The organism is Pseudomonas sp. JE3303, assembly GCF_056312565.1.
In genome coordinates this window covers 178,157-193,646 of record NZ_JBWGIF010000010.1, presented here as the reverse complement: position 1 = coordinate 193,646, position 15,490 = coordinate 178,157, and the positions used below count along the sequence as shown (strand labels likewise).

General features: G+C 63.1%; 15 protein-coding genes. 11 read left to right on the top strand and 4 right to left on the bottom strand.

The window, feature by feature from the left end; genetic code table 11:
• Positions 1-122 precede the first annotated feature (122 nt).
• The gene (locus AC0ZZU_RS16055; protein WP_476342003.1) at positions 123-1,328 is read left to right on the top strand and encodes an NAD(P)/FAD-dependent oxidoreductase; all 1,206 of its coding nucleotides are present in this window, start codon (positions 123-125) and stop codon (positions 1,326-1,328) included.
• A gap of 157 nt (positions 1,329-1,485) precedes the next feature.
• Here AC0ZZU_RS16055 and AC0ZZU_RS16050 read toward each other — a convergent pair whose 3' ends face one another.
• Positions 1,486-2,733 carry an RNA-guided endonuclease InsQ/TnpB family protein gene (locus tag AC0ZZU_RS16050; protein ID WP_476342079.1) on the bottom strand — a complete coding sequence of 416 codons (1,248 nt, stop codon included), beginning with the start codon at positions 2,731-2,733 and terminating at the stop codon, positions 1,486-1,488.
• A gap of 272 nt (positions 2,734-3,005) precedes the next feature.
• The gene (locus AC0ZZU_RS16045) at positions 3,006-4,409 is read right to left on the bottom strand and encodes a purine-cytosine permease family protein (protein ID WP_476342001.1); all 1,404 of its coding nucleotides are present in this window, start codon (positions 4,407-4,409) and stop codon (positions 3,006-3,008) included.
• Between the two features lie 317 nt (positions 4,410-4,726).
• Between AC0ZZU_RS16045 and AC0ZZU_RS16040 the strand changes: the two genes are divergently transcribed.
• From AC0ZZU_RS16040 to AC0ZZU_RS16000, 9 genes are all read left to right on the top strand, one after another.
• Complete coding sequence (locus tag AC0ZZU_RS16040; RefSeq protein WP_476341999.1) at positions 4,727-5,212, top strand: flavin reductase family protein; 486 nt, start codon at positions 4,727-4,729, stop codon at positions 5,210-5,212.
• Between the two features lie 94 nt (positions 5,213-5,306).
• On the top strand, positions 5,307-6,350 hold the full coding sequence (locus AC0ZZU_RS16035) for an LLM class flavin-dependent oxidoreductase (protein ID WP_476341998.1): 1,044 nt from the start codon (positions 5,307-5,309) through the stop codon (positions 6,348-6,350).
• A 242-nt stretch (positions 6,351-6,592) separates the two neighbouring features.
• On the top strand, positions 6,593-7,183 hold the full coding sequence (locus tag AC0ZZU_RS16030) for an amino acid synthesis family protein (RefSeq protein WP_119141396.1): 591 nt from the start codon (positions 6,593-6,595) through the stop codon (positions 7,181-7,183).
• Between the two features lie 68 nt (positions 7,184-7,251).
• Positions 7,252-8,085: an alpha/beta fold hydrolase gene (locus AC0ZZU_RS16025; protein ID WP_476341997.1), complete on the top strand. Its 834-nt coding sequence runs from the start codon at positions 7,252-7,254 to the stop codon at positions 8,083-8,085.
• Positions 8,082-9,563: an aldehyde dehydrogenase gene (locus AC0ZZU_RS16020; RefSeq protein WP_476341996.1), complete on the top strand. Its 1,482-nt coding sequence runs from the start codon at positions 8,082-8,084 to the stop codon at positions 9,561-9,563. The genes AC0ZZU_RS16025 and AC0ZZU_RS16020 overlap by 4 nt, the downstream gene beginning before the upstream one ends.
• A 12-nt stretch (positions 9,564-9,575) precedes the next feature.
• A complete protein-coding gene (locus tag AC0ZZU_RS16015) occupies positions 9,576-10,061 on the top strand; it encodes a flavin reductase family protein (protein WP_158458402.1) in 486 nt (161 codons plus the stop codon).
• 94 nt (positions 10,062-10,155) lie between these two features.
• The gene (locus AC0ZZU_RS16010) at positions 10,156-10,545 is read left to right on the top strand and encodes a carboxymuconolactone decarboxylase family protein (RefSeq protein ID WP_476341995.1); all 390 of its coding nucleotides are present in this window, start codon (positions 10,156-10,158) and stop codon (positions 10,543-10,545) included.
• Positions 10,546-10,635: 90 nt separating this feature from the next.
• Positions 10,636-11,388 (top strand): GntR family transcriptional regulator, encoded by a 753-nt coding sequence (locus AC0ZZU_RS16005; protein WP_158458404.1) that lies wholly within the window; start codon positions 10,636-10,638, stop codon positions 11,386-11,388.
• A 2-nt stretch (positions 11,389-11,390) separates the two neighbouring features.
• Positions 11,391-11,954, top strand: coding sequence for an NUDIX hydrolase (locus AC0ZZU_RS16000; RefSeq protein WP_476341993.1), 564 nt, complete (start codon positions 11,391-11,393; stop codon positions 11,952-11,954).
• A gap of 8 nt (positions 11,955-11,962) precedes the next feature.
• On the opposite strand, the gene AC0ZZU_RS15995 is transcribed toward AC0ZZU_RS16000, so the two are convergent.
• The gene (locus AC0ZZU_RS15995; protein ID WP_476341992.1) at positions 11,963-12,256 is read right to left on the bottom strand and encodes a DUF1330 domain-containing protein; all 294 of its coding nucleotides are present in this window, start codon (positions 12,254-12,256) and stop codon (positions 11,963-11,965) included.
• Positions 12,257-12,333: 77 nt separating this feature from the next.
• Between AC0ZZU_RS15995 and ribBA the strand changes: the two genes are divergently transcribed.
• On the top strand, positions 12,334-13,455 hold the full coding sequence (ribBA, locus tag AC0ZZU_RS15990) for a bifunctional 3,4-dihydroxy-2-butanone-4-phosphate synthase/GTP cyclohydrolase II (protein ID WP_476341990.1): 1,122 nt from the start codon (positions 12,334-12,336) through the stop codon (positions 13,453-13,455).
• A 21-nt stretch (positions 13,456-13,476) separates the two neighbouring features.
• On the opposite strand, the gene AC0ZZU_RS15985 is transcribed toward ribBA, so the two are convergent.
• Positions 13,477-15,450, bottom strand: a complete 1,974-nt coding sequence (locus AC0ZZU_RS15985; RefSeq protein ID WP_476341989.1) for a cytochrome D1 domain-containing protein — start codon at positions 15,448-15,450, stop codon at positions 13,477-13,479.
• Positions 15,451-15,490: the final 40 nt, after the last annotated feature.

Here is a 15,490-nt window from a genome sequence, read left to right as displayed (position 1 = left end):
ATGCAGACCGACCATCTATCGCAATGGGCTGCTTTTCAGGGAAAAGACTTGCGGCCAATAACTACGATCAATATAGTCGGAGTTGCTCGACAGCCCCTTCCCATTCCGTTGGAGACCTCGTCATGCAACAACACATTCTGATCATCGGTGCCGGCTTTGCTGGCGTATGGAGCGCCCTGAGCGCCGCCCGCCTGCTCGACCAGCACGCTCGCAACGACGTCGTCGTCAGCGTGCTCGCGCCACAGCCCGAGCTGCGCATTCGTCCGCGCTTCTACGAAAGCGACGTGCATACCCTGAAGGCGCCGGTGGGCGAGCTGTTCGAGGCGGTGGGTGTCGACTTCCTCCAGGGGAGCGCCCAGCACATCGACGTGGACCGCAAGACCGTGAGCTACGTTGATCCCAGTGGCCAGCGCCAGCAGCTGAACTACGACCGGTTGATCCTCGCCGCCGGCAGCAACGTCGCGCGCCCGAACTTGCCGGGCCTGGCGGACCATGCCTTCGATGTCGACCAGCTTGAATCGGCCGCACGCCTCGAGCGGCACCTGGCAAGTCTCGCCAGCCAGCCAGACTCCATCGCCCGCAACACCGTAGTGGTGGCGGGCGGCGGCTTCACCGGGATCGAGACCGCTACGGAAATGCCGGCACGCCTGCGCGCCATTCTTGGCAGCGAGACGCCTGCAAGGGTGATCATCGTTGATCGTGGCCAGCACGTCGGTGCAGCCCTGGGTGAAGGTATTACCCCGTCGATCATCGCCGCTTCAGAGCAGTGTGGCGTGCAGTGGCGGGTCAACACTTCGGTAGTCGGCGTCGATGCCAGCGGCGTGACGCTGGACAGCGGCGAACGCATCGAGGCCAATACCGTGATCTGGACCGTAGGCGTCCGGGCGAGCACGTTGACCGAACAGATCCCCGGCGAGCGTGACAGCCAAGGCCGTCTACGAGTCGACCCACACCTGAAGGTGATCGGGCAGCCGCACATCTATGCCAGCGGTGATGTGGCCTGGGCAGCCGCGGACGACCTGGGCAACCATGCCCTGATGACCTGCCAGCATGCCATTCCATTGGGCCGCCACAGCGGCAACAACGCAGTCGCCGACCTGCTTGGCGTAACCCCGGTGGTCTACCGCCAGCCAAAGTACGTCACCTGCCTGGACCTCGGTGACTGGGGTGCCGCCTACAGCGAAGGCTGGGAGCGGGAACTCAAGCTGCATGGCCGTGAAGGCAAGGCGCTGAAGCGGCAGATCAACACCGAATGGATCTACCCACCTGCCGCCGACCGTGCCCTCGCGCTGGCCGCCGCTGACCCCTTGATCCCGATCGTCGCCTGACCCGGTACCTGCATCGCTTCATGGCCTTGAATGGCTAGGTATGGATAGTGGCATCATGGCATCATCCCACAAAAAATACCTGAAGGTTGACATCCTCCCCCACCTCGCCTTGATAGGCGCCAGCTTTCGCCAGAAAGGAGGGGGATTCCCTACTGCGTCAGTCGGCGTGAGCCGGCTGCTCGCTTCGATGGGTTCCTGCTGCTGGCGGCACTGAAACACCACTCACTTCACAGGCGATCCGGCCAATTGTCCTGGCCTTTGGGCTATTCAATCCACGCCCTCGGATATTCTTCGAAGCCACCAGATCCGCATTCTCGGTGTGCCCGCAGGCCACGCATAGAAACACGCTTTGGCGCTTTCTGTTTTCAGCGCAAGTGTGGCCACAGACCGGGCACTCACGACTGGTATTCGCCGGTGGAACTGCCACCAGCCAACCACCTTGCCAAGCGGACTTGTAGTCCAACTGGCGGCGGAATTCGCCCCAGCCCTGATCCAGGATCGACTTCAGGCCTGATTTGGCTTGGACGTTCCGACCTGGTGCTGCCAGGGTACCGCTGGCCGAACGACTCATGTTTTTGACCTGCAGATCCTCGACGACAACCATCGCGTGGTTTTTGCTGATGACGTGTGAGGTCTTGTGCAGGAAGTCGTTTCGGGAGTTGGCAATCTGGCTGTGGATGCGCTGGACGCGGGCTTTGGCGCGCCTCCAGTTGCTGCTGAATTTGACCTTGCGGCTCATCTGACGCTGAGCCTTGGCCAGCCGAACTTCATGTCGCTTGAAGCTCGACAGCGGCTGGATCACGGTCTCTTTCTGGCCGTCCCAAAGCGTGGCGAAGCGGACAATGCCCATGTCGATGCCAACCGCTGTGGCGGCTGGATGGCAGGGCTCTGCCACTTTTCGCGCCGTCTGGATGGACACGTACCAGTGGCCAGCTTTCAGGCTGACTGTGACGTTTCTGACCAGACCAAGAACCTTGCGGCTGGTTCGGTATTTCAGCCAACCGAGCTTCGGCAGAAGGATTCTTTCGCCAGCCTGGTCGAGCTTGATTGATTTCGGCTGAGGGAATCGAAAGCTGTCTCGAGTGCCCTTTTTCTTGAATTTCGGGAAGTCAGAAAGCTTGTCGAAGAAGCGTTTGTAGGCGGTTTCGAGGTCGCGCAAAATCTGTTGCTCGACGTCGACTGAAGCCTCGGCAAGCCATGGAGTATCAGGGTCGTGGCGCCAGGCTGTGAGCGCTTTGCAGAGCCCCGCATAACCCAGTTTTTTCTCGCGTGCCTCATGTCTGGCCTGCTGAAGGGCCAGGCCTTTGTTCCAGACCACACGAACGCAACCGGCGAATTTCCTGAGGAGAATTCGCTGCTGGAATGTGGGTTCGAGTCGGAATTTATAGGCCTGAAGACGCTTCATCATGAATACTGTTTGGATATACAGTTAAACCATATCACCGCTTCGCGGTGAGCGCCATCCCTTCCCGCCCTGAAGGACGGAGCTTCCCGCGCTATTGGTGAATATCCGTTGCTGCGGTGGCGCTTGGTACCTTTGGGAGCTGGCTTGCCAGCGAACCGGAAGCCCACCACTGCCCCGGACTTCGAAGATACTCCCGACCTGGCGCCCCGGAAACGACAAGGCCGCTCTGTCCAACCAGAGCGGCCTTGCCTGCAAGCACACCGTCGCTCGTGTCAGCCGTTCACGCTGACCACCCGAGCAGCCTTCTGCCGCTGACCACGGGTCGCCAGGCAGTAATACAGTGGGCAGGTCACCAGCAGGCCAAACACCCAGGACAGGTCGGCGCCTTCCACCAGGTTCGAATACGGCCCTGCATACAACGCCGTATTGGCAAACGGCAGCTGCACCAGGATCCCGCAGGCATAGGCAATGATCGCGTGGCTGTTGAAGCTTCCATAGATCCCGCCATCAGCACTGAAGATCGAGGCGATGTCGTAGTTTCCCTTCTTGATCAGGTAGAAGTCGATCAGGTTGATCGATGCCCATGGCACCAGAACCACCAGCAGCGCCAGTATCAGACCGATGAATTGCGAGATGAAATCGGCCGAAGCACTCAGCGCAACCAGCCCGCAACCCACCAGGATCACCGTGGCCAACACCACCCGTACCTTGATGCTCGGCGTCCATTTGGCAGCGAAGGTCTGGATCGCGGTCACGATCGACAACACCGCACCGTACAGGTTGAGGGCGTTGTGGCTGATGATGTTGAGGAGGAACAGCACCATCAGGATCGGGCCCAGCCAGCCAGTGGCCTGCTCGACCGCTGCCATGGCGTCGGTCCCTTCCGGCACCGCCAGCACGGCGATGGCGCCGAAGCTGAAGCACAGGATGGTGCCCAGGGTGGCGCCAAAGTAGGTGGCCCAGAACGGCTTGGCGATGCCGACTTCACGCGGCAGGTAGCGCGAGTAGTCGGAGGTGTAAGGCGAGAAGCTGATCTGCCAGATCACTCCCAGCGACACGGTGGCGATCCAGCCCGACAGGTTGAAGCTGCCACGGCTGAAGAAGTCGGCCGGCAGGTCCTGTACGAACATCATCACGAACCCTGCCAGCAGCGCCGAACCCATTACCCAGGTACCGATGCGGTTGAGGGTATGAATGAAGCGATAGCCGATCACGCCAATGGCCGTGGCGCTCAGGGCGCCGATGACGATTGCCGTGGGCATGGGCACGCTCGGCGCGATGCCATGGATCGACTTGCCGGCGAGCACGATATTGGAGATGAAGAAGCCGACGTAGATCAGCGCGGTGAAGAACACGATCAGCAAGGCACCGTAGCGCCCGAACTGGCCGCGGCTCTGCACCATCTGCGGAATGCCCATTTGTGGGCCCTGGGCTGACGCCAGCGCGATCACAACGCCACCGAGCAGGTGCCCGAGGACGATGGCGATCAGGCCCCACAGCAGGTTCAGGTGGAACACCTGGACCACCATGGCGCCGGTGACGATCGGCAGAGGAGCGATGTTGGTACTGAACCAGAGCGTGAACAGATCCCGCGCCTTCCCATGGCGCTGGGCGGGTGGAACGTATTCGATCGTATTGTTCTCGACAAGCTGGTTTTGCGACGACGATTGGGACATAGGTCTGAGCTCGAAAGGTTCTGTTTTTATCTTTGTAGGAAACCGCATCTAGGCGGCCTCTCAGCTGCGGACCATATTATGGTATTCCAAATTTTTGACAACACTGATCCGCACTTAAAAAGCCCATCTGCACTGCCTGCAATCCATATCCCTCCGTCCTTGGCATGCACGCAGGCCAATGAATACGGGGCTTTGAGCCGTTCATCGCGTTCCGCCGCTGTAGGAAAATTCCGCTTGCAAATCGAGTATTACGGTATACCATCAGACACATCAACGATAAAAACGCGGACCACCGCTGCTCTTCCGAGGACCACGCCATGATCGACGCAACCGTCTACAAGAACGTTCTGGGCTCCTTTCCGTCCGGCGTCACGGTGATCACCACGCTGGACGACGACGGCTCGATCGTCGGCCTGACCGCCAGTGCCTTCAGCTCTCTTTCCATGGACCCGCCGCTGGTCCTGTTCTGCCCCAACTACAGCTCCGACTCCTACCCTGTCCTGATCCGCAACAAGCGCTTTGCCATCCACCTGCTGTCTGGCGAACAACAGGCCGAGGCCTATGCGTTCGCCCGCAAGGGCAAGGAAAAGGCGCAAGGGATCGAGTGGACCCTGAGCGAGCTGGGCAACCCGCTGCTGGCCAATGCCACCGCCATCATCGAGTGCGAGCTGTGGCGCGAGTACGAAGGTGGCGACCACGCCATCATGGTCGGCGCGGTGCAGAACCTGATTGTCCCCGAGCAGGCCCCACGGCCGATGATCTACTGCCGCGGCAAGATGGCCAGCCTCCCGGTTTTCGCCTGACACTTATCTATCCGTGTGACGGGTGCCGGCCGCCCGTCGAGACTCCGGTCGCCGGCATCAACAGGCGACACTTTTCAGATCCGAGGAATGCCCCATGAAATTTTCGTTGTTCGTGCACATGGAACGTTGGGATGAACAGGTCAGCCACCGCCAGTTGTTCGAAGACCTTACCGAACTGACCCTGATGGCCGAGAACGGCGGTTTCAGCACCGTGTGGATCGGCGAACACCACGCGATGGAATACACCATCTCGCCAAGCCCGATGCCGCTGCTGGCGTACCTCGCCGCGCGCACCGAGAAGATTCGCCTGGGTGCCGGCACCATCATCGCGCCCTTCTGGAACCCGATCCGTGTGGCGGGCGAATGCGCCCTGCTCGACGTGATCAGCAACGGACGCATGGAAGTGGGCCTGGCCCGCGGCGCCTATCAGTTCGAGTTCGACCGCATGGCCAACGGCATGCCCGCGACCGACGGCGGCAAGGCACTGCGCGAGATGGTCCCGGCGGTACGCCAGCTGTGGAAAGGCGATTACGCCCATGAAGGCGAAATCTACAATTTCCCGACTTCCACCAGTGTGCCGAAGCCGGTGCAGCAGGACATGCCACCGATGTGGATCGCCGCCCGCGACCCGGACTCGCACAACTTCGCGGTCAAGAACGGCTGCAACGTCATGGTCACCCCATTGATGAAGGGTGATGAAGAAGTGCTGGACCTGAAGAACAAGTTCCAGGCTGCCCTGGACAACAACCCGGATGTGCCGCGCCCGCAACTGATGGTGCTGCGCCACACCCACGTGCACAGCCCGTCCGAACCGGAAGGCTGGAAAGTCGGTGCCCAGGCCATTTCGCGCTTCTACCGCACCTTCGATGCCTGGTTCGGCAACAAGACCGTCCCGGCCAACGGCTTCCTGGAGCCAAGCCCGGAGTCGAAGTTCGCCGAAGTCCCGGCTTTCGCGCTGGAGAACATCCGCAAGAACACCATGATCGGCACCCCGCAAGAGATCATCGCGCGCATCAAGTACTACCAGGAACTGGGCGTCGACGAATTCAGCTTCTGGTGCGACAACAGCCTGCCGCATGCAGAGAAGAAGAAGTCGCTGGAGCTGTTCATCAAGGAAGTGGTGCCAGCGTTCAGCTGAGCCCCTCCCTTAGCGGCCGTGCCCCTGTAGGAGCGGGCTTGCCCGCGATAGCGTTAGCAGCATCGACCTGTATCGTCGGCGCGGACGCAATCGCGGGCAAGCCCGCTCCTACAGTCGTTTACGGCGCTTGAAAGCATGCCTTTCGTCTTCGGGACAGGGATTTTCTCCCAAGGGTATTGCAGAACAAATATTATGGTATACCATCAGACAACAAGACCTGATCACCTACCCAGGAGCCGTCCATGAGTTTCGAAATCCGCAAGATCGTCACCTACTCCGAAGAAACCCGCATCGAAGGCGGCAAGGCCACCGACAAGCCGGTGACCATGGTTGGCCTGGCCGTCGTGATCAAGAACCCATGGGCTGGCCGTGGCTTCGTCGATGACCTCAAGCCTGAAATCCGTGCCAATTGCTCCGAGCTCGGCGCGCTGATGGTCGAGCGCCTGATCGCCGCCATCGGCGGTGCCGACAAGATCGAAGCCTACGGCAAGGCCGCAGTCGTCGGCGCCGATGGCGAGATCGAGCACGCTTCCGCCGTGATCCATACCCTGCGCTTCGGCAACCACTACCGTGAAGCGGTCCAGGCCAAGAGCTACCTGAGCTTCACCAACAAGCGCGGCGGCCCAGGCACTTCGATCCAGATCCCGATGATGCAGAAGGACGACGAAGGCCTGCGTTCGCACTACATCACCCTGGAAATGCAGATCGAAGACGCGCCGCGTGCCGACGAGATCGTTGTGGTCCTGGGCGCTGCCGACGGCGGCCGCCTGCACCCGCGTATCGGCAACCGCTACATCGACCTTGAAGAACTGGCAGCCGAAAAAGCTCAATAACAACAACGTAAACGGGCCGGGGCGTGCCGTGTGAAGCGCCACGCCCGACCTTCCAGGAGCGCCCATCCATGATTCAGCCTGTAGCTGAACGTACACCCGCCGGGACCAGCTACCTGGCACTCGGCCAAGGCCAGCCCGTGGTTCTGATCCACGGCGTGGGCCTGAACAAGGAAATGTGGGGCGGCCAGTTCGTCGGCCTTTCCAGCGACTACCGGGTAATCGCCTACGACATGCTCGGCCACGGCCAGAGTCCGCGTCCGGATGCCGGTACCGACCTGCAAGGCTACGCCGCGCAGCTGGCCGAACTGCTCGACCACCTGCAGATCCCGCAGGCCACGGTGATCGGTTTCTCGATGGGAGGCCTGGTCGCCCGCGCCTTTGCCCTGCACTACCCGCAGCGCCTGAATGCGCTGGTGGTGCTCAACAGCGTGTTCAACCGCACCCCGGAGCAGAGCGCCGGTGTCATCGCCCGCGCTGCCCAGGCTGCCGAACTCGGCCCCGACGCCAACGTCGATGCCGCCCTGGACCGCTGGTTCAGCCGCGAGTACAAGGCCGCCAACCCGGCCCAGGTTGCCGCCATCCGCCAGATTCTGGCCGGCAACGACCCGCAGGGTTACCACACCACCTACTCGCTGTTCGCCACCCAGGACATGTATCGCGCCGACGACCTGGAAAGCATCCAGGTGCCGACGCTGATCGCCACCGGCGAACTCGACTCGGGCTCGACCCCGGCCATGACCCGCCAGCTCGCCGCGCGCATTCCCGGCGCCGAGTGCGTGGTTCTCGCCGAGCAACGGCACATGATGCCGGTCGAAGCGCCGCGTGAAGTCAACCGCATGCTGCTCGACTTCCTCGGCCACGCCCGTAACCTCTCCGATTCCGCAAAGGGGATTGTTGCATGACCCTCCACCATTTCCAGATGTGCATCGACGGCCAATGGTGCGATGCGCAAAGCGGCAAGACGTTTGACAGCCTCAACCCGGCTACCGCCCAGCCTTGGGCGCAACTGCCCGACGCCGCCGAAGCCGACGTCGAGCTCGCCGTGCAGGCGGCCCAGCGCGCCTTCGAAAGCCCGGCCTGGCGTGGTATCACCGCCACTGCCCGGGGCAAGCTGCTGCGCCGCCTGGGCGACCTGATCGCCGACAACAAGGAGCACCTGGCCCAGCTCGAAAGCCGCGACAACGGCAAGCTCATCCGCGAGACCCGCGGCCAGGTCGGCTACCTGCCTGAGTTCTTCCATTACACCGCAGGCCTTGCCGACAAGATCGAAGGCGGCACCCTGCCGCTGGACAAGCCGGACCTGTTCGCCTACACCGTGCACGAGCCGATCGGGGTGGTAGCGGGGATCATCCCCTGGAACAGCCCGCTGTACCTGACCGCGATCAAGCTGGCTCCGGCCCTGGCCGCCGGCAACACCATCGTGCTCAAGCCGTCCGAGCATGCCTCGGCGACCATCCTCGAGCTGGCCCGCCTGGCGCTTGAAGCCGGCTTCCCGGCTGGTGTGGTCAACGTGGTCACCGGCTACGGCCCCACCACCGGCGCCGCGCTGACCCGCCACCCGCTGGTACGCAAGATCGCTTTCACCGGCGGCGCAGCCACTGCCCGTCACGTGGTGCGCAGCAGCGCAGAGAACTTCGCCAAGCTGTCGCTGGAGCTGGGCGGCAAGTCGCCAAACATCATCTTCGCCGACGCCGACCTGGAAAGCGCCGTCAATGGCGCGGTAGCGGGCATCTATGCCGCCTCCGGCCAGAGCTGCGTGGCCGGCTCGCGCCTGCTGGTGCAGGACGAGATCTTCGACGAGTTCGTCGCCCGCCTGGTGGAGCGCGCCAAGCGCATCCGCATCGGCAACCCGCAGGATGAGCAGAGCGAGATGGGCCCGATGGCCACGGCCCAGCAACTGGGCGTGGTCGAAGGCCTGGTCGCCGCGGCCAAGGCCGAGGGCGCCAAGCTGCACCTGGGTGGCAAGCGCGCCGAGGTCGAGGGCGAAGGCTGGTACTACGAGCCGACCCTGTTCGAGTGCGACAGCAACTCGATGACCATCATGCAGGAAGAAGTGTTCGGCCCCGTGGCCTCGGTGATCCGCTTCAAGACCGAGGAAGAGGCCCTGGCGATCGCCAACGACTCGCAGTTCGGCCTGGCCGCTGGCATCTGGACCCGCGACCTGGGCCGCGCCCATCGCCTGGCCCGAGACGTGCGCTCCGGTATCATCTGGGTCAACACCTACCGTGCCGTGTCGGCCATGGCGCCGATCGGTGGCTTCAAGAACAGCGGCTACGGCCGTGAGAGCGGCATCGATTCGGTGCTGGCCTATACCGAGCTGAAGACCGTGTGGATCAATCTGTCCACCGCGCCCATGCCCGACCCCTTTGTCATGCGTTAGGAGACCTGCGCCATGATCGAACCCGGCATCTACAAAGACGTGATGGGCTCCTTTCCATCCGGCGTCACCGTGGTCACCACGCTTGACCCGACGGGCGCCATCGTCGGCATCACCGCCAGCGCGTTCAGCGCGCTGTCGATCGACCCGGCGCTGGTGCTGTTCTGCCCCAACTACGCATCGGACACCTACCCGATCCTGCGTGACAGCAAGCAGTTCGCGATACACCTGCTGTCCGCCGACCAGACCGCCGAGGCCTATGCCTTCGCTGGCAAGGGCAAGGACAAGGCGCAGGGCATCGACTGGCACCTGAGCGAGCTGGGCAACCCCCTGCTACCCAAGGCCACGGCGATCATCGAGTGCGAGCTGTGGCGCGAGTACGATGGCGGTGATCACGCGATCATCGTCGGCGCAGTGAAGAACCTGGTGCTGCCCGACAACCCCGTGACCCCGATGGTCTACCACCGGGGCAAGCTGGGGGCCCTGCCCCCGCTGGGCTGATTTTCCCTTTTATGGGGGCTGCGCCGTTCTTCACCCTCGGTTGCGGCCCCCTTTTTCTTTGCGGGCCTGTATGCGCTCACCAAGGAGTACGTCAATGAGCAACGAAAAGTACGAGAAAGGCCTGGCGATCCGCACGCAAGTGCTGGGCGAGGCCTACGTGCAGAAATCGATCGAGAATGCGGACGAGTTCACCAAGCCGCTGCAGGATCTGGTCACCGAGTACTGCTGGGGACATGTCTGGGGCCGTGACGGCTTGTCGCTCAAAGAGCGCAGCATGATAAACTTGGCCATGATTTCCGCGCTCAACCGTCCCCACGAACTCAAGCTGCATATCCGTGGCGCCTTGCGTAATGGCCTGAGCCGTGAACAGATTCGCGAAATACTGCTCCAGGTCGGCATCTATTGCGGCGTGCCCGCGGCGGTGGACAGCTTCCGCCTGGCGCGCGAAGCCTTCGCCGAGGCCGATGCGGAGTCAACCCGTTAACACCGGGCTGTTCGAACCCTTGCATGGAGCACCTCAGGTTCGCGGTGCTCTTGCGGGTATGGCGCAACAGCCTCACTCAGAGCGCACACGATGAAACGCCAGCCACTCGACGACAGCTTCAAGGTCAACCGCAACCCCGTAACCCTGCGTGAAATCGTGCTCGACAAGCTGCGCGGCGCGATCATGAACTTCCACCTGCTGCCGGGCGACCGCCTGGTCGAGCGCGACCTCTGTGACCGCCTCGGTGTCAGCCGCACATCGGTCCGTGAAGCCCTGCGTCACCTGGAATCCGAAGGCCTGGTGGAATTCGCCGACGCCAAGGGCCCGCGCGTGGCGATCATCACCCTTGAGGATGCCCGCGACATCTATGAGCTACGCTGTGTGCTCGAAGGCCTGATCGTCCAGCTGTTCACCCTCAACGCCAAGGCCAAGGACATCCGCGCCCTCGAGCGCGCCCTCGAGGAAAACCGCGAGGCGCTCGAAGAAGGTGAGCTGCAGCAGGTGCTCGACTCGGTGCAGGGTTTCTACGACGTGCTGCTCGAAGGCTCCGGCAACCATGTCGCGGCCACCCAGCTGCGCCAGTTGCAGGCACGCATCAGCTACCTGCGTGCCACGTCGGTCTCCCAGGAAAACCGCCGCGGCGCCAGCAACCGTGAAATGGAAAAGATCGTCGAGGCAATCAAGGGCGGCGACCCGCTCGTTGCCCACCAGGCCTCTGTCGATCACGTCCGCGCCGCCGCCAAGGTCGCCCTGGACTACCTGCGCCAGAAGCAGGATGACAACAGCAAGGTGCGCGACATCATCGCCCCCATTGCCCTCAAAGAACCTCGCATAGGTCGCTGATCATGCCCATCGCCCCGCGCTATTGCCCGCATTGCACTGTCGAGCTCGCCCGGGGCACACCTGCCGGGGACACCCACGAGCGCCTGCTCTGCCCCGGGTGTGGCTATATCCACTACATCAACCCGAAGATCATCGCCGGCTGCATCATCGAGCGCGACGGCAAGTACCTCTTGTGCCAGCGCGCCATCCCGCCGCGCCCTGGTACCTGGACGCTGCCGGCCGGCTTCATGGAAAGCGGCGAGACCACCGAAGACGCGGCCCTGCGGGAAGTGTGGGAAGAGACCGGCGTGCGTGCCGATGTGGTGTGCCCCTATTCGATCTTCAGCGTGCCGAAGATCAGCGAGGTGTACATCATCTTCCGCGCCAGCGTGATCGAAGAGACGGGCTCGTTCGGGCCGGAGACACTGGACTACCGGTTTTTCGCACCGGACGAGATCCCGTGGGACGAGATCTACTATCCGGCTATCCGGCAGATTCTGGAGCGGTACATTTCAGAGCGGCTGGCGGGGGTGTATGGCATCTACATGGGTAATGACGATACCGGCAAGGTCCATTTCATCCGGTAGCCTGCAGATCAGGGCTCGTAGCCCTCGACAATGATCACCTCGGCCTTGGCCACGCCCTGACGATGCTTGCACGCATCCTGATACTGCTCCGACCGGTAGCACGCCACCGCCCGCTCATACGATTCGAACTCGATCACCACGCTGCGTTGCGGGGTGGCCCGCCCTTCCATCGCCTCGCTGCGGCCGCCACGGGCCAGCAGCTTGCCGCCAAAGGCGGCAAACGCCGCCGGGGCCCGCTGGGTGTACTGCTGGTATTGCTCGGGGTCGGTGACGTCGACGTGGGCGATCCAGTAAGCCTTCATCCGCTTCTCTCCTGCGATGGGTTATTGTGTATTATGGTATACCACAAAAAAATTCATCACCACAGCGAGCGTGCAGCATGGCTTTCAACAGCATCGAAGAAATCCTCGAGGACTACCGCCAAGGCAAGATGGTCCTCCTGGTGGACGACGAAGACCGGGAGAACGAAGGCGACCTGCTGATCGCCGCCGAGCGCTGTGATGCCAAGGCCATCAGCTTCATGGCCTGCGAAGCGCGCGGCCTGATCTGCCTGACCCTGACCGACGACCACTGCCAGCGCCTGGGCCTCGAGCAGATGGTGCCCGCCAACGGCAGCGCCTTCAGCACGGCCTTTACAGTGTCGATCGAGGCCGCCCAGGGCGTCACCACCGGCATCTCCGCCGCCGACCGCGCCTGCACCGTCGCCGCTGCCGTGTCCCCGGGCGCGCGCGCCGAGGACCTGGTCCAACCTGGCCACATCTTCCCCCTTCGCGCCCGCGAAGGCGGCGTGCTGACCCGCGCCGGCCACACCGAAGCCGGTTGCGACCTCGCCCGCCTCGCCGGCTTCACGCCCGCCTCGGTGATCGTCGAAGTGCTCAACGACGACGGTACGATGGCCCGCCGCCCTGATCTCGAAGTGTTCGCTGCACGCCACGGCATCAAGATCGGCACCATCGCCGACCTGATCCACTACCGCCTCAGCACCGAACAGACCGTCAAGCGCATCGGCGAACGCGAGCTGCCCACCGTACATGGCAACTTCCGCCTGGTGACCTATGAAGACCGCATCGAAGGTGGCGTGCACATGGCCATGGTCATGGGCGATATCAAGCGCGAAGAACCGACACTGGTGCGCGTGCATGTGATCGACCCGCTGCGCGACCTGGTCGGCGCCGAATATGCCGGACCGGCAAACTGGACGCTGTGGGCAGCGCTGCAGAAGGTCGCCGCCGAAGGCAAGGGCGTTGTCGTGGTGCTCGCCAACCACGAATCGTCCCAGGCGCTGCTGGAGCGCGTGCCCCAGCTGACCCAGCCGCCGCGGCCGTATCAGCGCGGGCAGTCGAAGATCTACTCCGAGGTCGGGACCGGCGCGCAGATTCTCCAGGACCTGGGCGTGGGCAAGTTGCGCCACCTCGGCCCGCCGCTCAAATATGCAGGGTTGGCGGGGTATGAGCTGGAAGTCGTCCAAAGCGTGCCGTTCGAGCCCCCGATGCCGACGTAAGCGGGTCGTCCTGCCGTCGTTTCATCTCGGGAGCCCTGTCCGCTCGCGCCCGCCCTCCTTGGTTACGGCCGGCAGAACCCGCAAGCTGGCATAAGCTCGCTCATCCCCATCAAGCTGCAGCGAGGCCGAACGAACATGCAGGTAGTAGGCGCCGGATTTTTGCAGGGACAGCGGCGCGGCATAGATCCCCTCCCCGATTTCCTTGGCAAGGACCTGCTGCGGCCGGGCCGAGGGGGCCAGGAAGTAGCGAATCTGCAAGTCTTCGATCCCGCGCAAGGGTTCGCCGCCAGCGCCCTTGGCAACCCTTAACCGGACCATCACCGGCTCGTTGCCCACCGGCACGCTCGGCGAATCGAACAGGAACTCGACTTCAGCACGGTCGCGCAGCTTCGCCAGTTCGGGATTGGGCTGGACCTCGGCGGTGAAGCAGTGGGTCATCTGCGGCTGGTTGAGCATGAAGGCCACATCAAGCCGGCCGGCTGCCGGCAGCTTGACCCGCGCAGTGAATTCGCCGGGGCTCACTTCGCGCAAGCTTCGATTGATGACCATGGCTGCACGTGAGCTATGGCCGCGGTTGAGGTATCCCGACATCGGCGCATTCATCCCCTCCATATAGAAGTACGCGGTGTTGTCCACCGGGTTGACGACGAACACAGCCGCCTCGTCCCGTGCAGGCGCCAGGCTGTCGGCCAGCGGCAGATTGCCTGCAAGCTTGGGCGCGGATGGGCCTGCATCGAACGCCTGCACGATGGGCTGCTTGCCTTGCCCCAACGAGGCGAGGTTGATCATGCTCACCCGTGACGAGGCCAGACCCCGCACATACGCGAAGGCCCGGGTGAAGATCACTTGATAGGGCTCGGCGCTGACCTGCAAGGTGTGGATGAGTTGGTCATTGCTTGCATCGATCACCTGGGCGCTGTCCTCCAGGAGATTGAGCGCCACGCCATAACGCCCGTCCGGAGTAAAACGCATCGGCCCCGCCCCCTGGCCAACCTCGATCACCTTGCGCACGCCGAGGCTGCGGGCGTCGATGACGCTGATGGTGCCGGCCTTGCCGTCCGTGACGTAGACCGCTTTGGACAGCGATGAATAAGCGACCGACAGCGGGCTTGGGCCTGTCGTGATGTCGAGCAGATGCCGCCGGTTGGCGACGTCGAATACACTCAAGGTGCCGCTGTCGCGATTGGTGATGAACGCACGGGTGGAATCCTCACTGAAGGCAATCTCATGGTGGCCGCGCCCGGTGGGTACGCTCAAGACCGTTTCCAGCGTGCCGGTGTCGATGACCGTCACGCCGCTATCGGCATCCTGAGCCGCATTGTTGCCCACCCACAGATAGCGGCCGTCCGGTTGCAAGGCCACACGCACCGGGTTGCGCCCGGCACCGATGTAGCGCAATACCTGGAAGCTCTCCGTGTCGATCACTGCGATTTCATCGGCGTCCGGCAGGGTGACATACAGGCGCTTGCCGGCCTGGCTGGCCGTCCAGTCCATGGGTATGCGCTTGAGTGCAATGCGGCTCAGGGTGCTGGTGATGCCGCCCACCGAAATAGACGGGTCGATGACCGAGATACTCGGATCCTTGTTGAGCAGGAGCAGGTAATAGCTGTTCAGATCGAGCAGCGGACGCGCGCCCATGACGCCCTTGAGGTACACGCCAACACGCGCCTTGCAGTCCAGCTGCCGGCCATCCCGCGTGCCGACTTCGCGCACCAGGGCCGGGTCCATCCAGGCCCCTGGGGCCAGGCCCGCCAGTGGCTGGCCGGTCACGGCGCTGCGGATCTGAAAGCGTACATCCGCCAGCGTGCCCTCGACGAGTTGCCCGTCGGGGCTCAGCGCCAGTAACTGGAAGTCGACCGCCACGCCGTCGCGCTCCAGGTGCTGATGTTCGCCCGTCAATGCCTCACCCGGCGCAGTGGACGATGCGCCAAGCTGGCGCAAGGCCGCATAAAAGCCCGCCCCCGAGAGAAGCATGACGGCAACGATCACAGCCATCCAACGTTTTCCTGCAGCGCTCATCGCTCGCTCCTCCGTG